This is a genomic window from Streptomyces ferrugineus, from assembly GCF_015160855.1.
Classification (GTDB): Bacteria; Actinomycetota; Actinomycetes; order Streptomycetales; family Streptomycetaceae; genus Streptomyces; species Streptomyces ferrugineus.
Window position 1 is genome coordinate 5,289,630 of the sequence record NZ_CP063373.1, and the last position, 22,164, is coordinate 5,311,793.

A 22,164-nucleotide genomic window follows, 5' to 3' on the forward strand; every position below is an offset into this window, starting at 1 on the left:
TGGCTGACGTCCCGTCAGGATGGCGGTGGTTCGTGACTCACCCGATCGGGGTGCGTTGGAACCGGTTATGGAGATGGAGAGCGGTGTCGAAGTAGGTCTGTGGGAAGGCGAGTTGGAGTCGCTGCTGCTCCGGGTGGGTGAGCGGTTCGGCCGCGTCGAGCCGCGGCGGCGGATGCGGGACTACGTGCGTGGCCTGTTGGCGCCGGTGGGCCGGAAGAACAGCTGGCAGCTGGCCGAGCATGCGGGCCATGACACCCCGTACGGGCTGCAGCGGCTGCTGTCGTGGTGCCAGTGGGATCCGGATGAGATCCGCGCCGACCTGCAGGATTACGTAGCCGAGCGGCTCGGGCAGCATGGCGGTGTGCTGATCGTCGACGACACCGGCTTCATCAAGAAGGGCACCGTCTCCGCCGGGGTGCAACGGCAATATTCCGGCACCGCCGGCCGCACGGAGAACTGCCAGATCGGGGTGTTCGCCGCCTACGCCTCAGCCAAGGGAAGGGCCTTGGTGGACCGCGAGCTCTACCTGCCCAAGTCCTGGACCGAGGATCCGGACCGGTGCCGCGCCGCCCGGGTCCCGGAGGACAGGTCCTTCGCGACCAAGCCGGAACTTGCACGCGCCATGGTCCGGCGGGCGCTGGATTCCGCCTTGCCGATCGCCTGGGTGACCGCGGATGCGGCCTACGGGCAGGAGTGGCACTTCCGTCGGATGCTGGAGGAGGCCGGTGTGGGCTACGTCCTGGCGGTGCCCAAGTCGCAGCAGGTCAAGTCGCCAGCGGGCAGCTGGCGCATCGACCATGTCCTGACCGGTGCCCCGGCCGAGGCATGGGAGCGGATCTCCTGCGGCCATGGCGCGAAGGGGCCGCGGGTCTATGACTGGGCCGCGGCCAAGCTGCCCACCGTCGACGGTTCCGATCCCGCCCACGACCGCTGGGTGCTGGCCCGTCGCAGCCTGGCGCGTCCCGAGGAGATCGCGTACTACCTCGCTTTCGCCCCGGCGGACGCCACCGTCTCCCAGCTGGTCCAGGTGGCTGGCTCCCGATGGGCCATCGAGGAATGCTTCCAGGCAGCGAAGAACGAATGCGGCCTGGACCAGTACGAAGTCCGCCGTTACGTCGGCTGGTATCGCCACATCACCCTGGCCATGCTCGCGCACGCTTTCCTGGCGGCGATGACAGCCCAGGCCCTCGAAAAGGGGGTCGAGGAAACGGTTCGAGCAGCCTCGCTCCCCTCACCGTGGCAGAAATCCGAAGGCTCCTGGACCTTGTCCATCCCCCCACAGTCCGACGCCACTCGCCCAGGCACCGTCTCCGCTGGTCAAGCTGGCGCCGACGTCACCAGGCCATCGCCCGCCACTGCCACTACCAACGCCGCACGCACCCCGATCGGGTGAGTCACGAACCACCGCCATCCTGACGGGACGTCAGCCAACTAGACTCCGAACGAGCCCTCTGACCAGGGCATATGGAGAACTGCAACTGGAGTACTAGACCCGCTGGACCGCAGGACCCAACCGGCCCCGCCCCCACCCGTGAGAGAGGCCTTCGCATACCGCCGTGAGACCAGACCACGTCACGCTGACCTGCGAAGGGGAACACGCGTGGGACTTATGAGACCGTCTTACGCGCGCGGGTGCCACGAAGGATCGGCCTCGCCGTACGCCCCGCGTCCGTGAAAACTCCTCGCGGAGCGCACTGTCTCAGGAGGCACGAGCCACCAGGAACCACACCACGCCGACGCCCAACAGCAGGCCCAGCACGATCGCGCTCTGGATCCATCGCGTCCGCACGACCTGCCGACGCCAGTGCTCGTACCGCTGCTGCTGTGCCTCGCGGCCTTCCTCTGTGTCCTTGCGCCAACGAGGCTGGAGCACGGCCGTGCCATCGGCGATCGCGTGGGCGACCCGCTGCACGTCGTCGGCGTGGTACTCGGTCCAACTGTTGGTGCCGTACGTGCCCGTCGCTTGCGCGGTCTTGGTTCGGACGCCGTTGGCTTGGATGACCGCGTCGAAATCCCAGACGACCGGCCAGGCGCCTGCGACCTCGTCGGAGCTGAGGTAACCGTCCCCGGCGTGGTAGCGCCCCCCTTCGGCGCTGCGCGATCAACTCCGCCACAGAGACGGGAGCAGGGATGTCCGTTGTCACGAGGCACCTCCGACCAGGTTGCGCGCCAACCACTTTGCCGCGCGACCACTGCTCCCACAAGGTCCGTCCGGGCCAGCGGATCGGGGCTGCGGCACGCGTTGGCCGGAGACCGAGCCGATCAGCATAGACGCGTCGATGTCGGTGGGGCCGATCTTCTTGCGGCGCATCAGGACCGGCAGTGTCCGCAGGGCCTTCAGCACGGGCGGGCCCTTGGGAGTCGCGCCGAAGTCGACGACTTGGACCAGGAGCTTCAGGAACGGCCGTACGGCGCCGAACCGGTTGCCGAGCTCCCTCGGCACCCCTCCAGCGAACCGGGTCTTCACCCGAACCGGGTCTTCACCCGTTCACCGTGCGCCTTCAGCATTGAGGTGTCCGCGATGCCGAGTCGTTCGGCGAGGTAATCGGCGGGCGACCTCCGCCGGGATGTCCGTCGAGTCGTCCCGGAACACCCCGACGTAGCGCACGGTCGTCAGCTGGACCGCGGAGCCCAGCCGGTCGTGGGACCGACGCCTGGACTCGATCAGAGCCCGGTCCGCGTCGTCCAGCACACCGACGGAGAAGGGGGTGCTCGCACAGGGCGGCGGGTTGGCGGCGCCGACGAGTTCGGCAGCCTGGTCCCCGGCCAGCAGTCCGGGGACGTCGATGTCGGCGGCCATGGCCTCTACCGGCTGCCACAGCATCGACGGCACCAGGCCGACGATCCAGCATGCCGCGGCCCACGACAGGCCGCACGTGCCATCCGGGAGGTCCTTGTCGAGGGTGAGGCCGCAGCCGGACCGGGCGGGCGGCCGCACCCCCGTCCTGGGCCTGGGCCCCGGCGTCATACGGCCCGATCAGGGTGTGGCCCTGGTTGTTCCCGGCCCCACGGCCGCACGCAGTCCAGAGTCATCGGCCACCGCTCAGGTCGCCGACCGGTACGGCACCGCCTGCGCGATGGCCTGGGACCGCATCCACCCCCAGCTGACCACCCGCTCGGCCTGGGTCGACCACACCGGTGAACTCCCCGTAATCGAGGGCACGTTGATCCGTCTGGAGGTACACCACCTGCCCGGCGACGGCGACCCGCTCCCGGTCTGGCTGAGGTCGTCCACCACCGGCCTGAGCGGCGAGGACGTCGATGTGCGCTGGCAGGCGTTCCTGAGGAGATTCGACGTGGACCACACCTTCCGCATGATCAAGCAGATCCACGGCTGGACCCGGCCGAAGCTCCGCACCCTCGGGGCCGGCGACCGCTGGACCTGGCTGATCATCGCGGTCCACACCCAGCTCCGGCTCCTCCGACAGTCCGCCTCCGACCTGCGGCGCCCCTGGGAGAAACCCGCCAAGCCCCGCCGACTCACCCTCGCCCGGGCCTCCCCCCACGGAGCCTGATTTATCCCGGTCCGACGCACCCGCGGGCGCCCTACGCAGGCTCAACGCACCGACACGCTCCCGTGGACGCGGCCGCAGCCGGTACCGACCCGGCGTCACGTCACGCAACGGGGCACCAGTCACTCGCAGCACCGGTCCCCGCCCCCGGTCCCACAAGCCCCCCGGCCGGCTCACCGGCACCCACCGACAGGCAGGCGCGGCCCCCAGGCAGGCCGCCGGCGGTGTATGACCCGCCCCATGATCGGCCATGTACCCGCTTTGCCCCACCCGCCACTCGCCCGAATCAGGGCCGGTCGGCCCTCCGCCGGGGCCCATCGGCGCGGGGGTAACGCAACGGGCCCGAGGGACAGTGGTCGTGGGAGCGGTACCGATCCCTCGCGGTGCCGCTCCCCACCCGCGCTGTGGAACCCGACGACGGAGGCACGCCCACCATGACCGGACAGGACGACCGCAACCGCACCCCCACTCCCGACAGCGGACCGTCCGAGACCGCCGTAGCCGTGGACCGGCTGGTCGCCAACGGTCTCAAGGCTCTCACCGACTACGAGACGCTGGACCAGGAACAGGTCGACCACATCGTCAAGAAGGCATCGGTGGCCGCCCTCGACCAGCACACCGAACTGGCCCTGCTCGCCGTGCAGGAGACCGGACGCGGCCTGTTCGAGGACAAGGCCGCCAAGAACATGTTCGCGTGCGAGCACGTCACGCACAGCATGGGCAAGATGAAGACAGTCGGTGTCATTGCCCGCGACGACATCGACGACATGGTCGAGATCGCCGAGCCGGTGGGCGTGGTGTGCGCCATCACCCCGGTCACCAACCCGACCTCCACCACGATCTTCAAGGCGCTGATGGCGCTGAAGACCCGCAACCCGGTCGTCTTCGCCTTCCACCCCTCCGCCCAGCGCTGCAGCGCCGAGGCCGCCCGGATCGTGCGCGACGCGGCCATCGCCGCCGGAGCACCCGGGCACTGCATCCAGTGGATCGAGACCCCCTCCATCGAGGCCACCCGCACCCTCATGCACCACTGCGGCGTCTCCCTCATCCTCGCCACCGGCGGCAACGCCATGGTCAAGGCCGCCTACTCGGCCGGAAAGCCCGCGCTCGGCGTCGGCGCCGGCAACGTTCCCGCCTACGTCCACCAGAGCGCCAAGCTGCGCCGGGCCGTGAACGACCTGGTGCTGTCCAAGTCGTTCGACAACGGGATGATCTGCGCCTCCGAGCAGGCCGTGATCCTGGACGACGAGATCTACGACGCGGCGCTGGCCGAGTTCCGCACCCTGCACGCCCACCTGGCCACCGCGGAGGAGAAGGCGAAGCTGGAGGCCTTCCTGTTCCCCGTTTCCGGCGCCGCGAACAAGGGCTGCGAGCCCAAGGTGAACGCCGCCGCCGTCGGCCAGAGTTCCGCGTGGATCGCGGAAAGGGCCGGGTTCAGCGTGCCGGAGGGCACCTCGCTGATCCTGGTCGAGGCCGAACGGGTGGGGCCCGAGGAGCCGTTGACCCGCGAGAAGCTCTGCCCGGTGCTGACCGTGCTGCGCGCCGGTTCACAGCGCCACGGCTTCGACCTGGCCGCCGACATGGTCGCCTTCCACGGCCAGGGCCACAGCGCCGTCATCCACACCGAGGACCGTGAACTCGCCGAAGCGTACGGCCGGCGGATGAAGACCGTCCGGGTCATCGTCAACTCCCCCTCCTCGCAGGGCGCCATCGGCGGCGTCTACAACAGCCTGCTGCCGTCGCTCACACTGGGGTGCGGTTCGTGGGGCAGCACGTCGGTGTCCAACAACGTCTCCGCCGCACAGCTGCTGAACGTCAAGCGGGTGAGCACCCGTCACAACAACCTGCAGTGGTTCAAGGTGCCGCCGAAGATCTACTTCGAGCCGCAGGCCATCCGCTACCTGCAGTCCATGCCGGACGTTCACCGCGTCACGATCGTCACCGACGCCGTCATGACCCGCCTCGGCTTCGTCGACCGCGTCAGCCGGGTGCTGCAGCGTCGCGCCGAGCCGGTGACTCTGCAGATCATCGACAACGTCCAGCCCGAGCCGAGCATCGACTCCGTGCAGCGCGGCGCCGCCCTGATGCGGGACTTCCGCCCGGACACGATCATCGCGCTCGGCGGCGGCTCGCCCATGGACGCGGCCAAGGTGATGTGGCTGCTGTACGAACAGCCCGACATCGACTTCGCCGACATGCGGCAGAAGTTCTCCGACATCCGCAAGCGCGCCTTCCGCTTCCCGGTCCTCGGCGCCCGCGCCCGGCTGGTGTGTGTGCCCACCACCTCCGGCACCGGCGCCGAAGTCACCCCGTTCGCCGTCATCTCCGACCCGGCGACCGGCAAGAAGTACCCACTGGCCGACTACGCGCTGACCCCCAGCGTGGCCATCGTCGACCCGCTGCTGACCTCCGAACTGCCCCCGGCGCTCGCCGCCGACAGTGGCTTCGACGCCCTCACGCACGCCATCGAGTCGTACGTGTCCGTCTACGCCAACGACTTCACCGACGGCCTTGCCCTGCACGCGATCCGGCTGATCTTCGACAACATCGCGGCGTCCGTGAACGGCGGCCCAGAGAACGGCGGCCCCGACCGTGCGCACGCCAGAGAGAAGATGCACAACGCCGGCACCATCGCCGGCATGGCCTTCGGCAACGCCTTCCTCGGCATCGTGCACGCCATGTCCCACACCCTCGGCGCCACCTTCCACATCGCGCACGGCCGCACCAACGCGGTGCTGCTGCCGCACGTCATCCGCTACAACGGCACGGTTCCCACGAAGCTCACGGGCTGGCCCAAGTACGAGAACTACCGCGCCCCCGAACGCTTCCAGGACATCGCCCGCACCCTCGGCCTGCCCGCCGACTCCCCCGAACAGGGCGTGGAAGCACTCGCCGCCGCCGTCGAGCGGCTGCGCGACGCGGTCGGTATCGAGTCGTCGTTCCAGGCCCTCGGCGTCGACGAGCACAGCTTCCTCGACGCGCTACCCGAGCAGGCCATGAACGCCTACGAGGACCAGTGCGCGCCGGCCAACCCGCGGATGCCCATGCTCGACGACATGCAGCAGCTCATGCGCGCGGCGTACTACGGGAAGGCTGCCACCCCTGGTCCGGCCTCCGCCTGACTGACCGGTCGTCCGCGAGGAGGGGTACCGGTACCCGTGCCTTCGACCGGGAGGTCCGACCGCGTGCGAGGACTGTTCACGTCGTCCAGTCGCAGCGGCCGGGGGTCCGTATCGGCAGCCCTGGGATCGTCCCTGTCCCTACGGGGATTCCCCTGGCGGCGATGGTCCGTCTGTTCGTCCATGCCGACTTGATGAGCTGCTTGCATCTTCATCCGCTCGCCGCTCCCTGCTCGGCGTCGGCAGGCGGTATGCCGATCTGCCGCTGGGGCCGACTGCGACCATCCCGTCCCGCTGTCCGGTTCCGAAAGCTGCTTCGGCGGCTACCGAGACCGCCCGCCCACCGACGCGTGCGCGGGGCGCAGCAGCCGGACGAGCATTTTGTCGGCCATTGCGGTCACGACGCACGTCACGGCCAGTGCCGCGATCGATCCGCCCGAGCACCCCGGCGTCGGCGGAGACCGCTCAGCTTCACGGCTTTGGCGTGCCTGACCTCCGCACGCTCGGTATTCGTCACGAAGGCCAGCAATCGCCCGGACGACCTGGTCAGCCACGTCTCAAGCCGGCCGTTGTCGAGCCTCGACCGAAGGGCCTCCGGCACCGTCGCGCACGGCACAGAGACAGGGCTGTCGTCATTGATCACCCAGGACTCGATCACGAGCACGACGACCTCACGGACGGACCCAAGAGATGGCCGATGTGTTCGCCTCGGTTCCGCGCAAGGACCAGCGGGCCAAGGGCGGCTGCTTACTTGCGGGAGCTGATGCCGGACGGCGACGAGCAGAACCCGCAGCAGTTCGTGAGTCAGTCGACGTGGGATCCGGTGCCGGTGCAGCGGCTGCTCGCCCAGCGGATGGTACAGCTGATGGGCCCGGATGCCTGGGCGGTCGACGATGTGTCGTTTCCCAAAGATGGCCGGATGTCGGTCACCGCCGCGCACCAGTACTGCGGCGCTGTGGGCAAGCAGGCCAACTGTCAGGTCGCGGTCAGCGTGCACGCGGTCACCGACGCCGCATCGATCCCGCTGCACGGGTGGATGTTCCTGCCCCGGGAGTGGGCAGACGATGCTGGACGCCGGGACCGGTGCGGGGTGCCTAATGCCGTCGGGCAGAGTGGAGTTCGCGCGGGACCCATCAGGGCTTTGGGGCAGTAGAGAGCGCAAATGAGCAGGTGAGGGCCCTTGTTCTGCCTGCGACTCGTGCGTGTCAACTTCTCCGAGTCATTGGCAGATTCTGCGAGTTCGGCCAGCAGCTCGCGAGGCCATGCGGGATTCGGGAGGTCGCCGCCGTCTGGCGCGGACTCAAGAGGTGCCGGAAGAGATCCAGTCGTCGCTGTTTCGATGGCGTCCGAGTCCCACGGCCTCAAATTCATCTTCACCAAGGCTCCTCCTCACGCCGAGCCGCTGAAGAGCATGCGAGATCGGGCTGACTGCCCGCGAGAACCACCTCTTCGCCGGCCCGTCCAATGGCCCCACTGCCAGCGCCCCGTCAGCCCAGACGGCAGCCCGCTGCTCGCCGACGCCACCGAAGTACTCGGCCTCGACATAGGCGACAGGCCCTGCAGCGGACCACTGAGCGAGTGACATCTCAAAGCCTCCCGGCAGCTTCCGGAATCCCAGAGCCCCCACGGCGCTGCCTTCCGTGACGGCGTCGAAGGGCGTGTATCGAAAGTGGCTGGTGAGAATGGCGGAGAGCCCCGACAGTGATCCAGAATGATTGGATGGTCAGGCTTGAGACTCCCCGTTTGATCCTGCGTCGCTGGCGCGAGGAAGACGTTGCGCCCATGGCTGCCGTCAATGCCGACCCCGAGGTCATGCGGTGGATCCGTGACGGCAGCGTCCGTGACGAACAGCAGACTCGCGACGGGGTCCAGGCATGGGAGAAGGAGTGGGAGTCACAGGGCTTCGGCCTGTTCGCCGTGGAGATCCGGTCCACTGGCGAGCTGGCCGGGTTCACCGGCCTTTCGGTGCCCAACTTCTTGCCGGAGGTACTGCCGGCGGTTGAGGTCGGCTGGCGGCTGGGACGTTCCCACTGGGGGCAGGGCTTGGCCACCGAGGCCGCTGCGGCCGCTGTACGGTTCGGGTTCGAAGAGCGAGGGCTGGAGCGGATCGTCAGTATCACTCAAGTGGGCAACGACGCCTCCGAACGGATCATGACCAAACTGGGAATGCATCCGGTCCGTGAGACCGTCAATCCCACCTGCGGTCGGCGAGTACGGGTGTTCGAGTTGTCGTCGGGCGACTACGTCACAGCCACTCGTTGAGTGCCTGGTGGCCACGGCTCGATGTCTCCGTGCGGACCTTCGCCTGCAACGGCCAGGGCGCCTGCCATGATCGTCACCATGGGGATACACATCGGCACGGCCAGGGTGGCCGACTTCCATCAGGTCCTGACTGATCACCCCCGTTACTGGGGCGAACGCGACCTTCGGTCGCTACACCTTCTAGCCCTGGTGCAGGAGTTCAGTTCCACCTGCTTGGTCGCCCGAGCCGAAGACGGAATCCGTGGGTACATCTTTGGGTTCGTCACCCCAGACGGCACCGGGTACGTGCATCTGATCGCCACACGGGACGACGTCCGTGGCACCGGTCTCGGACGTCGTCTTTATACGGCGTTCGCCGAAGCAGCGGAACGTCACGGTGCACGGCAGCTGAAGGCGATCACGTCAATCGAGAACACCGGCTCAATCGCCTTCCACCGCAGCCTCGGTTTCAACACGAAGATCGTCGATGACTACAACGGCCCCGGCCAGGCTATGGCCGTCTTCCACCGCGATCTGCCGCTCAACGTCTCGTAGCCCTGACCAACCAGCGGTCACTGATAATCGCCCCCAGGCCATTAGTTTCACCGAGAGGCAACAGCGGCGATGGCTGTCCCCTGGTGAACAGCGCAGGCGGGCGAACAGCCGGACATCACTGTGCAGACCCGAACCCGGCGGTGTGCCCGCACTCGGAGCACCGCGGCGAAGCGTAGGCCGGATCGCCATGCGCCTTTCGGCCCGGGCCGAAACACATGGAACCTGTCGGCCGTCGGCAGCATGCTCATTTCAGCGTCGGCGCCGCACCACGGTACCGGCGGCCATCAACAGCAACGAGCAACGGGGAAGACACATGGCACAGTCAGGCAAGTTCAAGCGGACGCTTGTCGCCTCCGGCGCGGCAGCCCTTCTGTCGGCCGGCGCACTCGGTGCGCCGTCAGCGCTCGCCGACAGCACCGGACCCCAGGCAGGCGGCACTACCACCACCGCTCAGCCGAGGGCGATGGCGAATGACACTCCGGACGGCTACGCCTGGGAGGCGTACATCCAGAACCACCGCTACGCCAACGTGATCTGGGACGACTACACCTCCGACGGTGCGGACGTGGACAGTCTCACCATCGACGACACGAACTTCGACGGCTACTCGTCGGAACTGCGGGTCTACAAGAGCAATGGCAACCTGTACAAGAAGGTCCACGCCTACAACGGCGGTACCAAGACGATCCAGAAGAAGACCTCGAACGGCGGGAAGGCCTACTTCCGGGTATGCGGCTGGAACAACGGCGCCCAGAAGGGTTGCACCGGCAAGCACTACTTCCGTGAATAACAGATCCTCTGCCGGAGATCTACGAAGCGCGCCTGGGATGCCTGGCGCGCTTCACTCTGCCGCGAGGACGGGTCGCCGCGGTCGTCCTCGCCGCTTTGCAACCATGACCAGCGGCTTGCCGGCATGGCGGACGGCAACAACATCTCCGCGACCACGGTGCGCCGCTGGGTGATGGAGGAGATCGCACTGCTCGCCACACGGGCCGATCGCCTGCTCCGCGTGTTGAAGGAGGTTACCCGAAAGGGTAGCCATATCGTCCTGGTCGACGGCACTCTGATCCGCACCCGGCGCCGCACCGGAGCGCACAACCGCCGCAGCTACAGCGGGAACCACAAGGCCCACGGCCTGCTGTTCCTCGCGCTCACCGACGAGCGGGGCCGACTGCTGTGGCTGTCCGCGGCCCGCCCGGGATGATCCTCGGAGATCACCACCACCCGCAACAACAAGCTCGTCGAGCGGCTGCACGCCCACGAGTTGGGCGCCATCGGTGACCTCGGTTTCACCGGCTTGGACGGGGACCCGGACAATCCGGTCGTCATCAGCGGTTACAGGGCCGCCCGCACCAAGCCCCTCACGTCGGCGAAGAAGCAGGTCAACAAGCTGATCGCGTCGGTCTGCGCGGTCTGCGAACACACCTTTGCGCGCCTGAAGAACTAATCCCTTCCCAAGAGCACCCGGCAGGAGCCCCCTACGCGACCATGCTGCTGCGGGCGCTGCTCGTGCTGCCCCACACCGAAGTCGCCCCCTGACAGGCGATCTTGGGAGCAGGCACCTCCCACGACCAGTACGAGTGCAACAACGCTGACTCATACCAGCCCCGGCGACCTGCGGAGTTGTTCGACCTTCGATGTGCGGCGTACCCCACGCCACGACCTCATCGGCTGCGGTAAGCCATGGTGCAGAACCCGGCGGACTTGAGAACCGAAGACGCCGTGCATCGGGGGGCTCTTCTCGAAGCCACGGCCACCGGGCACGCTGGCATCGCGACCACGGTGCGAACCGGAGCGTCGGCCGTCTCCTCCTCACCACCGCCCAGGCCAGACAGCCGAAACGGCCCGTCAGAGAACCGACGGACCGTCACGAATGATCGAGGCCAAGACAGAGCCTCAAGGGGCATCCTCGTTACACGTCAGCACGGGTCAAGGTACCAGATTGGGTCCCAATAGACGCGCATCCCGCGAATGTCCACATCATAGTATGTGTACTTCTTATCCTGGCCGGCCAAGCCGACCGGAGCGACTCCGGACTGATTGTTGACGATGGCGCCATATCCCAGGAAGTTGGAGAGGGTGCGTTCGCTGCAGTAGTAGAGCTTGAATACGGTGTGCAGACCGTTTCCCTCACCGGCAGCAACGCATAGGAACTCGGTCTGGCAGTTGTTGATGATTCGGTTTCGTTCGTCCGTGGTCAAATGTCGTAATGCAGACTCTTTGGCGGTATACAACGGCCTCACCCCCGGGGACCAGGCCATTGCTCCGACGTCAGCCGTGCGCCCCGCGCCTTTCGCTTCCGTGGCCCGCGCCGTCGGAGCGGTCATCGAGAATACCGAAAGCAGGATGCCGAACGCAGCGACGATAGCCAGCACCCCCTTCCGCGAGACACGCGGCGTGTTTGCCATAAATGCCATGACCATCGACCTTCCTACTCTTCCCCTTGCACAGAGTCGTTTACGAGTCGTTCATGCTCCTGGCAGACCGGAGTTTCCCATGTGAGCGTCCCGGGTGTGTCGGCCTACCGCGCCGGGGCAGCGCGACACAGGTCACCTTGATTCCGAAGACGCGGATCAGCTGCGTGCAGCCGAGAGGTGAGCGCCTACCATTATCGCCGTCGTAGTCCGCCTGGGTTTCTGGCACTGGCGCTGATAGTGATGCTCCAGTGTCGCTCAATGCTTCCTCTGGATCCTGTCTTCGGTCTCGTGGCCCATGCTGTCGTCGGTAGCCACGCCGCCGCCACACGTTTCGACGGTGCTCAAACAGTGCTGGTTGGAGGCTGGAGCCCCGTCCGCACCAGCTTTGCGCTCTGCGACACGTGCAGGAGGGAGAGGCCCGCGGAGGTGATGGTGTGCAGAATGTGCTGGCCGTGGCGCACGCTCAGCAGGAAACCGGCCCGCGCAAGGCAAGATGGTGGTGTGGTGTGTGACGGTCGCCGCGGTGATGCCGAAACGGGCGGCCAGTTCGCCTGTGTGCGCCCGGTGACAACGTCCTTCAGGATGGCGGCGCGGGTGTGGCCGATGAGCGCGCCGAGATTCGTGGGCCGGGGATGTGTGCCGGGCTCGCGGCCCAATTGAGGCTGTGCTGGATCGGGTGGACCAGGATGGGTGTCATGGTCCAGCTCGGCTGGTGCCACGGGCCTGCGATGGCAGAAAAGGGACAGCTGTAGCAGTAATCCGCGGCCGGCCAGGTGGAGTTCGCGGTGGACCGGATAGCCGGTCTCCAGAACGGGTGAACGCCAGCACGGTACGGGACAGAGGCCGGCCAGCAGTCCTCGGTGCCCCTCCAGTACCGCCCGGGCACGGCTGGGCCGGTCCTCGGCGTCGTCTTGGGCGCGGATGTGTGGCCAGAACGGGGCCAAAGCCTTCCGGTGATAGGCGCGCAGGAGGAGCCGAAGCAGCGCAGGGCTTCGCAGTCGCCACCGGCCAGGGCGCGGATCTCGGCCTGCGGCGGGCGTAATCGACGAGAGGAGGCGCCGCCCACGGACAGGCGGGACCGCGTCGAGCAAGGGGAGGAGTTGGGTGACGTCGTTGCGATTGCCGCCGTTCAGCAGGACCGCGAGCGGAGTGCCGTGTCCGTCGGTGATGAGGTGGTGTTTCGAGCCGGCCCGCCCACGGTCGATCGGCGACGGGCGCGTCTGGCTCCCCCTGTTTAGCACCCTGACGTGCGAAGAGTCGATCACGCAGCGGGACCAGTCCAGCCGGGAGGCCGCGTTGAGCCCGGCCGGCAGCACCTCATGCAACCGTTGCCGGACGCTGGCCTCGTTCCAGTCCCGCAACCTGCGCCAGCACGTCATGCCGGAGCCGAAACCAAGCTCCTGAGGGAGATGCTTCCACTGGATTCCGGTGTGCAGCACGGTCGTCGTGCGCGGACGGCGCGGGCGGGCGGCGTGTCTTCTCCCCGCTGCTGGCGCGCCGACGAACGTCAGCTTCAAGATCAGGGCGCGGGCCGCCTTGTCGCGGCGGCGGAGCAGTTGCCCGAGGCGGGCGACAGGTCGAGCAGGGCGGCGCGAGCGGCGGTGCCGTCCAGAGGGTGCCGGGCAAGGCGTGGCGGACGCTCGCGGAGGCGGGCAGGGCGCGGGAGACGACGGGGCATGGGTCGATACCGCGGGCCCAATCGGCGGACGGCGCGCCCGGCCAGCAGTCGCTGCACGGTGGCGGGTGGAATGGCGGCGAGCACGCCGACGCACGTGATGCCGCAGTCGGTGAGCAGTGCGGCCTGGCGGGGGCGGATGCCCTGCGGGGCGTGGACCGGCAGCGGCCCACGCCATGGGCTGGCCTCGCCGGGTTCGACGGCCAGGACGCCGCCGGGCGGCGGGACTTGAGCGGAGACGGTGGCCACGCCCCTGATCGAGGAGCCCGATGCCGACACGGACGTCGGCCCCAGGCGGGGAAGGGTGCGCACGCGCAGGATCTCGCCCAGGTGGCGGGTGTTGGTGCCGTGGCAGCGCAGCGTGCCTTCAGCTCCACCAAGGCCGCCGTGGGCGGCAATGCCTGTACGACGGGCGAGAGGCCGGCCAGCAGTTCCGGGCCTGCCGGTAGGTCTCCTCCGGCAGACCGCCCGGGCAGCACACATGCATCACCGTCGGCACGTGACCTGCCGCGCCATCCGCGGCCATGACTCCCATCTCCCACACCACACGCTATCGAACATTAAATCGAACCATCCTGCGCCCCAAACCTTGAGCGTGTGCCAGCGAAATTTGAGCGGTGCAGGCCGCTCGCCGAGATTCGTGGCGGAGGATGTCGAGAACGTGCCATCGCCTCCGTCCCAGGGACAGCAGCGGCTACCACCGGCCGTACGAAGAAGAAGGAGAAACCAGCATGGCGATTCAGCGGATGGACAACGTCGGCATCGTCGTCGAGGACATGGATGCCGCCATCGCGTTCTTCGTGGAACTCGGTATGGAGCTGGAGGGCAGGGCGGAGGTCGAGGGCCCCGTGGCCGACCAGTGCACCGGTCTCGACGGCGTGCGCTGTGACATCGCGATGGTCCGGACCCCGGATGGTCACAGCCGGCTCGAGCTGGCGAAGTACCGCAGCCCCACGGCGATCAGCGCCGGGCCGCGCAACCGGCCGCACAACATTCTGGGCACACACCGCGTCATGTTCGCCGTCGACGACATCGAGGACACCATTGCCCGCCTGCGCGCCCACGGCGCCGAACTCGTCGGCGAGCTGGCACAGTACGAGGACAGCTACCGGCTCTGCTACGTCCGCGGCCCCGAGGGCATCATCGTCGGACTGGCCGAACAGCTCAGCTGAAGGCTGGCGAGGGGGCCGACCAGCACCTTTGGCATGGCGGGAGTCCGGCCTCGTGGCTGCGACGGACATCGCTGAGTTGCAGACCACGATCGAACCTCTCCAGCAGCGCAATGCGGAGCTGACACAGCACCTGATGGAGCGGCAGGCCGAACTCGATGCCGCGCGGGTCGCGAACCGCGATCTGAACCCAGCCCTGAACCAGCGTGGCTGACGAGTGACTCCGTCGAGCTCGACTGCTGCCGCGCTCCTGCAACCACGTCACCGCCGGTCCGCCTGTGCCGACTCCAACCCCAACTGCCGCGAACTGCACAAGCGCCGGATCCTGCCGGTCATCTCATGCAAGGCTCTTCTACGGGCACGACGACGCGTACATCGGCTGTCCCGGCAAGCGTGTCACCGTCACGTTTCTGCGGGAGGGTCCGGGGCCTGGTGGTTTGGGCGGCCATGGAGAAGACGTGTCGTCGCGGGCAGCGGTGGCACGGCGGCGGCCACGACCGCGACCTCTTCAAGCACTGGAAACGGGCGCGGACCCCAACGACGGCTGCGGTACCCGCGAAGAGCTGTTGATCGCCGAGGCGGCGAAGGTGCCCGAACAGGGCAGCGACTGCCGTCTGTCGGGCGGGCGACGGCTGTCGTACTACGACGAGATCACGGTCACCGACCTGCCCGAGTTGGACGTCGACCACATGGTGCCGCTCAAGGAGAGTTGGTCGTCCGGGGCCTGGAAGTGGACGGACGGCCGGCGCGAGGCCGTCACCAACCACCTCCCGCCTACCCTTCCCTGGTCGCGGTCACAGCCCGGACCAACCGGTCCAAGGGGGTGAAGGACCCGGCCGACTGGCTGCCGCCAGCCGAATCCGTGCCGTGCACATACGCGTCGGAATCGGCGGCGACGAAGCTCCGCTGGGCGCCGACCGCCGCCCAGGCTGAGCGACGGCCGGCGGGTGAGTCGACGAGGCGCCGCGCGGCGCGGCTCACCGGATCCATCGAGGCGGGGGTCAGCCTCATGACGGGCTCGTGCCGGGCCGGCGCCGACACACTGCCGGTCTTCGGGGTGCGCCGGTCCAGGGACTGTCCGAAGGCCTCGTCGAAGTCGGGCAGCGAGGAGAGGGGTTGGGTGATGGTCTGCCACCGGGTGGGGTCGTTGCCGCACAGATCCAGCAGAGCGTCGGCGGCCGCCTGGGCGGGCAGCTGGTGCAGCAGCGCGGTGGTGCGGTGACGGGATTCGAGGATCGCATGAGCGTTCCTGGGCCTGTCCCCCGTCTCTGCGAGAGTGTCGGATCAGAGGGAGGCTCACTGCACCGTCCATGTCCGGCTATCGGCGCGGGCCGAGGTCGGGGCACCTTGCACCGGGCTGATACCGCCTCAGGCGGACGCATCGCGGTCGTCCCGGGAGTCGTCCCGGGGAAGCTGGAGGCGGACCTCAGTGCGACGGGTCGTTGCCGAGGGGCGGCTGTGGCCTTCTGAGTGCAGGGCTTGGCAGACGTCTTCCACCAATTCGACTATGTCCTCCGTGCCGTTCTCGACCTGCCCTTTGAGTGTGATGATCTCAGTGCGGATCTGGCGCAGATTGGTGCTGGCCAACTGGTCCCCGGTGACCGCCTTGCGTCCTTCCTGTGCCTCGGCGACAGCTGCCAGCAGATGGTCCAGTTCGCTTCGAGCGGTGCGGCATCTGTGGCGCAAGGGATTGAGGTCAGTGTCAATGGTTGAGGACCTACGGGCCTTGCGCAGCTCTTGCTCCAGTGCTCCGCAGAGTTGATGGAGAATTTGTGCGGCGGCCTGCAGCCTCTGGAGCTGCTCGACGTAGTTGGCCGCCCTCATCGCATTCTGGGAGGCTTGCAGGTGCTTACTCGTCGTTCTCTGCCAGTTCTCCAGGAACGCGGCTAGTGCGACGCTGTCTCTGCTCACAGTGCGGCCGGGGCCGGGAGCTGCTCAGTCGACTTCGTCCGGCCAGAGCTCGTGACCGTAGCCGCGCAATCGTTGTCCGGCCGTTCGCAGCAGCTGGAGGATTTCCGCAGGCGGAGTGGTGGAGTCGAATTGGGACATCAGCTCTCCGCTCTCCGCGAGCTGGTTGCGCAGCAGTGTGGTGTCCAGGCCGGTCAGTGAGTTCGCAAGGCTGGCAGCTCTTTCGCAGAGCCGTTGGCCGAGAAAGGCCAATCGGGGGCCGCTCGCATCTGCGGGCAGGCGATCGATGGCACGCAGAAGTGAGGCCAGTTCGACAGCTGCGCCGCTCGTCCGTGGCGTAACGGGGAAGTGGAGCACTTGGGCTATGGAGGGCTCTCCTCGTTCCGATGGCGATGCGTCGCTGTCCTGGCCGGCATACACGGGCAACTCCTCCTTGGCGTCCCCGACGGGGGTAGCGGCAGGCTCGGTGAGGCTGCGCGGATCATCGCCTTCAGCGGGCGCGGGGGCAACAGCGGTCGGCTGCGTCTGGTGCTGCCCGGCCGCCGAGTCGCGGATGCTTGGCTGCGGCTCTGACTCTGTAGGCGTAGCACCGCGATCGGGAGAATCAAGAAGACCGGTCAATGCGGCGACGAAGGAACTGCGGGCTGTCGTCTTCGCTGCCTGGTCGTCGCTCCGATCGTGAGCTGCTTGCAGGGCTTCGGCGGCTTGGAGCACCTTTGTGCACTGGTGATGGAAGGTGACGGCGGCGTCGGTGCGGTCACTGTGCTGTGCCAGGGTTGCCAGCCTGGCGCACCGATTGACGACGATGCGCAGGTTGTCGGCGAGCATGTTGTCGAAACGCGGGTCGGCGCAGCGTGTGCGCAGGTGCTGCAATCGCCGCCGGTGGCGGGCCAGTTCGGCGCGCAGTGCCGAAGGCAGCTCGTTGACGGCTTCGTCGGGAGCGGCAGGTTGAGCCGTGGTCTGGCCGTCAGGCGGCGCCTGTGCAGGGGGGTGGTCGGTGAGCGGTTCTGCGATGGACTGGAACGCTGCGCAGGCGCGGGCTGCCAGGCGCAGAAACCACAGTTGTTCATCTGCCTCGGCGCGGCGGGTGAGGAACATCAGCGCGCAGGCCTGCAGGGCCAGGAGGTACTGCGGTTGCCAGTCGGGGTGGGCGTAGTCGCGTTCCAGGCGCCAGGGGTCGGTGGCGGAGCGCAGGCGTTGGAGGGTGAAGAGCAGGCCGCTCGACACATAGCTCTCGGTGAGGCTGGTGGTGCCCCCGTCCGAGTCCAATAGGAGGGTCGCCAACTCGTCGCGTGCTTGCTCGCCCAGTCCGGTGAGGTGGTCGCAGACCAGGCACAGCATCAGGTGCACCGGGTCGCGCAGGAGCAGCCCTTTTTCCGTGAAACGTGACAGGTCGATGAGGCGGAAGGAATCGGGCACGAGCTCCGGCTTCTCAGCCACCATGATGTTGCCGGGATGCAGGTCGTAGTGCGCGCGGCCCAGGGCCACCGTGGGTGGTCTCAGACGGGCCAGCGGGGGACGGTCGGCGAAGGGGGTGGGGTTGGGCAGTGGGGTGGGCCATCCGGGCAGTTGCACAGTGGAGTTGCGCACGGCGGAGCCAAGGAGCTGTGTGCTGGTGCGGGCCAGTTGGCTGTCAGGAGCGGCCCGGTGGCCCAGAGCCTCTTCGAGAAAGGCCTGAGCCGGCATCGTGTGGTTGGCACGCTCATCGGGATTCCACTCCTCGAAGATGGAGCGGATCACGGCGGCTGCCACTCGGGCTTTCCCCTCACCGGACGGGACGGCGCTCAGCGGGCTCAGGGGGTGCAGGCCACGCTCGTCGAGAGCAACTCGCAGGAACATCAGCCAGGTGCTGCCGACTCGGAGCGGCGGATAGACCTGACGGATCAGGCGGCGTCGAGGAAAATCAAAAGCGGGCCCGCCCCGGTGGTAGTCCGGGCCCGACAGCCATGCGTTTTCGAGGTCAAGGGGTTCGGTGGCGGCCCCTTCATCGTCGGCGCAGAGCTTGAGCAGCAGCTTGTGCTGCCGGTGATCATCGTCGCCTTGGTGGTAGACGAAAGCGAGGCGGGCTCCGCTGCCACCGCCGGGAAGCTCTTTGGCGAAGGTGATCGTGCGTCGGCTGTTTTGCCACTGCTCCAGCTCAGCGGCAGCCACCTCGCCGAAGCACCTCAAGAACTCGCTCATGTCCACAGTCTGTCCGAATAGAGGCCAAGGCGGCGCCAGTTGTGGTGCGATGCTGCGGAAGGTGAGCACCAGGGGGATGCGGGGATGGCATGGACAGGGGCGATGCGCCGGGTGCAGCGCGCTGCGGCGCGGGGCAGACCCATCAGCGCGCAGGCTCTTCAGCAGGCGGTAGCCGAGCACGATCCGGGCTTGGGACCGTGCCGCATCCAAGGTGCGCGCGTGGTCGGGCCGGTGGAACTATCCCACCGCCAGCTGGAGTTCGGACTGGAGCTTGTTCGATGCCGGTTTCTCGGCCCGGTTGATCTGCGTGGACTGTCCGCGACCTCACTCGATCTGAGCGGCTCAACTGTGCCTGCGCTGCTGGCGGATGGACTCGCCGTGGACGGGGATGTCCGCCTGTCGGGATGTGTCGTCGGCACGAGGCCTGGTGAGCCCATGGCGTTGGGCACCGAGGCGGCTGTCGTACGCGACGCTGCGCAGGGCCCGCACCGGGTGGCAGAGCCGTCCGCCGAGGCGCCACTGCGCCTGGCGGACGCCCGGATTGCGGGCAGTCTTGCGGCAGAGGGACTGCGGCTGCACTCCAGCGGACTGTGGTCCGTGTTCGCTCCCCGCCTGCGGGTCGACGGCGCAGTGCAAGGGCGTGGGCTTGAGGCCACCGGCGCGGTGTATCTGCGCGATGCCCGAATAGCGCACGCGGTGTACTTCAATGCGGCGCAGGTGGGCGGGATCGACGCCACCGGCCTCTCTTGCGGTCGCGGGTTCTATGCCGACTGGGGTTTCCACTCCCGCGGCCAGATCCTGTTGCGAGGAGCAGTGGTCGAATCGGTGGTGACGTTTCACGACGCCACCCTTGCCGGGCCGCGCGGGGAGCTGATCCTGAGCCGACTGATGACGCCGCGGCTGCGTCTTGACCTGCGGGACGCCCCGTCGGGCCGCGTCGTGCTGCGGGACGCGACGGTGGGGGCTCTGGTCGACGACGCCTCCACTTGGCCCGCAGCGGGCCGACTGGACATCGAGGGACTGGTCTACAGGCGTCTGGGCTCCATCGCACCGCTGTCCGTGAAGGACCGGCTGGCCTGGCTCGCCCTGGACCGGGAGGCCGGAGTGAGCGTCTTCGAGCAGCTGGCCGCCTCCTACCAGACCGCGGGTGACGAGCGGGCGGTCAGAACCGTGCGGCATGCCCGCGAGCGGCATCTGCGGCGGGGGGATCGGTTCACCGGCCGGATCTGGGGTGCGGTGCAGGATGTCCTGTTCGGCTATGGGTACGCCCCCCGGCGGGCGTTGCTGTGGTTGCTGGCGCTGGTGGCGGCCGGTTCGGGCTGGTTCTCGGTACATGCGCCGGCGCCGGTGGGCGGGTTGGGGCAGCGGGCTTTCGATCCGGTGCTGTACTGCTTGGATTTGCTGATACCGGTCGTTTCGCTGGGCTATCGCTCGGCCTTTGACCCGGTCGGCTGGGACAAGGCGGTCGCCGTGTTTTTGATCGTGTCGGGATGGGTGTTGGCCACCGCGGTCATCTCGGGGGCCAGCCGAGCGTTGGGGCGCGGGCCATAGTTGGGGCGAGGGCCATAGGGGGCGCGCGTGAATCGGTAGCGCGCCCCGTTGCGCGCCCTTTTCTGCTGCAGTGCGCCCTCTTTTTTTGTCGCCCTGCGGGGCGAAACCGGTCCGGTGCACGGCAGCGTTGTGTGTTCCATACGCAACGCACGGGGCGCCTACGGAAAGCTGGTGGACGAGCAGTTGAGCTTTTCGGGCCGTAGTCGGCACCCGAACCAACCAGAGGTACGGATGAGCGAGAGCGACGACGAGTACTGGGTCGACCTGGTCCAGGACGACGACCTGCTGGGGGGCGCCTTCCTGGTCACCCGCTACTACGCGATGACGCTCACCGACTGTGTCGCCTCGCTCGAGGTGGGCGACCCCGTGGTGCTGCGCATGGTCGACGAAGCCGGCACCGACGTGCGCGGTGAGATCGTCGACCTGCAGCCCGAAGCCGGTCTCGCGCTGATCTCTGTCATCGCCCACCCCGGCCAGTGCCTTCCCACCCCGCGCATGGACCACGCGACCAAGGGCGATGACTGGCGCGCCCCGTACACGCCTCCCCGCGTGCGCCGGCCGCTGCGAGGGACGGTCGACGACGTCGTGCACGACCATCCGCAGGAGGGCCCGTGCCGCATCGCCATTCATCTCGCCACCGATACGCGGGTGCGCAACCATGCCGCCTTCGGCGGCGGACCCGTCGAACGGATCATCGACGAAACGGAGGGGGCTCCCCTGGTCGGCGTGCTGATGTCGCCCGCCTCACCACGGTTCTCGCACAGTCCGCCCCACGGGGTGATCGCCACGTCGATCGACAGTGCGATGGAGGCCTTCCCCGGCCTGTCCGCCCTGGGACTGGCCACCAGCCTGATCGCCGGCGAGTCCCCGTCGTGCCCGCCCGACACGGCGTTGGTCCCGGCACACAGCGCCGCGCTGGCGCAGAAAGAGACGGTGCCCGAGACGGCCGTGCACACCGGGATGCATCTTGAGCCCCCGCCCGAACACCGCGAAGGAGATTCCAACGCCGCCGTGCTGGACATATCACCCACGGCAGAACTCTCCACGTGGTCACCGCAAGAGATCAGAGACCCGGTGCTGAACGCACTGTGCGCCCGAACAGAAGACTATCTGCGTTTTCTCGACCATCTCAGCGACACAGAACTGGTCGAATCACTCGACCTGGATCCATTCCGCGTACGGTCGGTAGGCGACCTCACAGACGCGCTACGCGCCCTCCAACTGCCCGCCGGCGACGAAGGAGGTGAAGCATGATCAATTCATACGAAGACGCCGTGGCACACGCCGAAGAGGCCCTGCGTGAGACCCGCAGCACCGCTGTGCCCGACTCGCTGAAGATGTTCACCGACCGGTGCGCCGCCGGAGACATGCCCGTCTCCGACACCAATCTCACCTTCGTCTTGAGACTGGCATGGCTTCTGTATCAGATGGGACTGCACACCGCCTCGCACTCCCTGGTTCGGCGTCTGGTCACCGATCCCCCGCAGGGCTATCCCCCCGGCGGCGATCCCAACCGCTGCGCGGTGCTGCTCACCTGCCTTGGCCACCCTGACGAGGCACAGCGTCTACTGACCGGCAAGCACGATACGGACACGGCCCGGGACGCCGAGCCGGGCGCGGGCAGCGCTGCCACCCAAGCACACACGTCGCCGGCAGACACACCCCACACCGCTGCGAAGCCCACCGACCCCGGTCAACCGGACTGGGACGCCGTGCGGACCCTGGCCAACCTCGCCGCCATCAGTGCCGGCACGCGGCTGCCGCAGCGAGCGGCACACTGGCTGGCTCGGACCGACCGCCTCCTCGACACAGCCGACACCCTGCCCGTCGACATCC

General features: G+C 67.9%; 16 protein-coding genes and 5 pseudogenes. 13 read left to right on the forward strand and 8 right to left on the reverse strand.

The annotated features are described in order from the left end of the window. Positions 1 to 73: 73 nt before the first annotated feature. A pseudogene (locus IM697_RS23955) lies at positions 74 to 1,210 on the forward strand (IS701 family transposase); the annotation flags it as partial. A gap of 489 nt (positions 1,211 to 1,699) precedes the next feature. Here the strand turns inward: IM697_RS23955 and IM697_RS23960 are convergent. The 3 genes from IM697_RS23960 to IM697_RS44895 form a co-directional block, all read right to left on the reverse strand. Continuing rightward, positions 1,700 to 1,912, reverse strand: a complete 213-nt coding sequence (locus IM697_RS23960) for a hypothetical protein (RefSeq protein WP_194038125.1) — start codon at positions 1,910 to 1,912, stop codon at positions 1,700 to 1,702. Positions 1,913 to 2,140: 228 nt separating this feature from the next. Then, on the reverse strand, positions 2,141 to 2,443 hold the full coding sequence (locus IM697_RS23965; RefSeq protein ID WP_194038127.1) for a hypothetical protein: 303 nt from the start codon (positions 2,441 to 2,443) through the stop codon (positions 2,141 to 2,143). Positions 2,444 to 2,488: 45 nt separating this feature from the next. Then, positions 2,489 to 2,824: a DUF4158 domain-containing protein gene (locus tag IM697_RS44895; RefSeq protein ID WP_228045008.1), complete on the reverse strand. Its 336-nt coding sequence runs from the start codon at positions 2,822 to 2,824 to the stop codon at positions 2,489 to 2,491. Between the two features lie 208 nt (positions 2,825 to 3,032). Here IM697_RS44895 and IM697_RS23975 point away from each other — a divergent pair. The 7 genes and pseudogenes from IM697_RS23975 to IM697_RS45975 form a co-directional block, all read left to right on the forward strand. Next, positions 3,033 to 3,494, forward strand: a pseudogene (locus IM697_RS23975) (NF041680 family putative transposase); the annotation flags it as partial. 452 nt (positions 3,495 to 3,946) lie between these two features. Next, a complete protein-coding gene (adhE, locus tag IM697_RS23980) occupies positions 3,947 to 6,634 on the forward strand; it encodes a bifunctional acetaldehyde-CoA/alcohol dehydrogenase (RefSeq protein ID WP_194038129.1) in 2,688 nt (895 codons plus the stop codon). A 687-nt stretch (positions 6,635 to 7,321) separates the two neighbouring features. Further along, positions 7,322 to 7,739 (forward strand): annotated as a pseudogene (locus IM697_RS23985) (transposase); the annotation flags it as partial. Positions 7,740 to 8,350: 611 nt separating this feature from the next. Then, the gene (locus IM697_RS23990) at positions 8,351 to 8,893 is read left to right on the forward strand and encodes a GNAT family N-acetyltransferase (protein WP_194038131.1); all 543 of its coding nucleotides are present in this window, start codon (positions 8,351 to 8,353) and stop codon (positions 8,891 to 8,893) included. 66 nt (positions 8,894 to 8,959) lie between these two features. Next, positions 8,960 to 9,427, forward strand: a complete 468-nt coding sequence (locus IM697_RS23995; protein WP_194038133.1) for a GNAT family N-acetyltransferase — start codon at positions 8,960 to 8,962, stop codon at positions 9,425 to 9,427. 313 nt (positions 9,428 to 9,740) lie between these two features. After that, complete coding sequence (locus tag IM697_RS24000; protein WP_194038135.1) at positions 9,741 to 10,217, forward strand: hypothetical protein; 477 nt, start codon at positions 9,741 to 9,743, stop codon at positions 10,215 to 10,217. Positions 10,218 to 10,388: 171 nt separating this feature from the next. Beyond that, positions 10,389 to 10,874 (forward strand): annotated as a pseudogene (locus IM697_RS45975) (transposase family protein). Between the two features lie 472 nt (positions 10,875 to 11,346). Here IM697_RS45975 and IM697_RS24015 read toward each other — a convergent pair. The 3 genes and pseudogenes from IM697_RS24015 to IM697_RS24025 all read right to left on the reverse strand — a co-directional run bounded on the left by IM697_RS24015 (position 11,347) and on the right by IM697_RS24025 (position 13,831). Further along, entirely contained in the window at positions 11,347 to 11,850 is a 504-nt protein-coding gene (locus IM697_RS24015) for a hypothetical protein (protein ID WP_194038140.1), read from the reverse strand. A gap of 1,049 nt (positions 11,851 to 12,899) precedes the next feature. Then, positions 12,900 to 13,367: pseudogene (locus tag IM697_RS24020) on the reverse strand (transposase); the annotation flags it as partial. Beyond that, a complete protein-coding gene (locus IM697_RS24025) occupies positions 13,364 to 13,831 on the reverse strand; it encodes a hypothetical protein (protein WP_228044137.1) in 468 nt (155 codons plus the stop codon). The pseudogene IM697_RS24020 and the gene IM697_RS24025, both read right to left, overlap by 4 nt. A gap of 419 nt (positions 13,832 to 14,250) precedes the next feature. Here IM697_RS24025 and IM697_RS24030 point away from each other — a divergent pair, with 419 nt between their 5' ends. The 3 genes from IM697_RS24030 (at position 14,251) to IM697_RS24040 (ending at position 15,515) form a co-directional block, all read left to right on the forward strand. After that, entirely contained in the window at positions 14,251 to 14,691 is a 441-nt protein-coding gene (locus IM697_RS24030) for a VOC family protein (protein WP_194038145.1), read from the forward strand. Between the two features lie 52 nt (positions 14,692 to 14,743). Beyond that, complete coding sequence (locus IM697_RS24035) at positions 14,744 to 14,902, forward strand: hypothetical protein (RefSeq protein WP_194038147.1); 159 nt, start codon at positions 14,744 to 14,746, stop codon at positions 14,900 to 14,902. A 244-nt stretch (positions 14,903 to 15,146) separates the two neighbouring features. Beyond that, positions 15,147 to 15,515, forward strand: coding sequence for a hypothetical protein (locus IM697_RS24040; protein WP_194038149.1), 369 nt, complete (start codon positions 15,147 to 15,149; stop codon positions 15,513 to 15,515). A 541-nt stretch (positions 15,516 to 16,056) separates the two neighbouring features. Here IM697_RS24040 and IM697_RS24045 read toward each other — a convergent pair. Then, positions 16,057 to 16,512: a hypothetical protein gene (locus tag IM697_RS24045; protein WP_194038151.1), complete on the reverse strand. Its 456-nt coding sequence runs from the start codon at positions 16,510 to 16,512 to the stop codon at positions 16,057 to 16,059. 111 nt (positions 16,513 to 16,623) lie between these two features. Further along, on the reverse strand, positions 16,624 to 18,777 hold the full coding sequence (locus IM697_RS24050) for a hypothetical protein (protein ID WP_194038153.1): 2,154 nt from the start codon (positions 18,775 to 18,777) through the stop codon (positions 16,624 to 16,626). A 102-nt stretch (positions 18,778 to 18,879) separates the two neighbouring features. On the opposite strand from IM697_RS24050, the gene IM697_RS24055 reads away from it, so the two are divergent. Both IM697_RS24055 and IM697_RS24060 read left to right on the forward strand, forming a co-directional pair. After that, positions 18,880 to 20,328 carry a hypothetical protein gene (locus IM697_RS24055; protein ID WP_194038156.1) on the forward strand — a complete coding sequence of 483 codons (1,449 nt, stop codon included), beginning with the start codon at positions 18,880 to 18,882 and terminating at the stop codon, positions 20,326 to 20,328. A 171-nt stretch (positions 20,329 to 20,499) separates the two neighbouring features. After that, positions 20,500 to 21,582, forward strand: coding sequence for a hypothetical protein (locus tag IM697_RS24060; protein WP_194038158.1), 1,083 nt, complete (start codon positions 20,500 to 20,502; stop codon positions 21,580 to 21,582). The last annotated feature ends 582 nt before the right edge of the window (positions 21,583 to 22,164 follow it).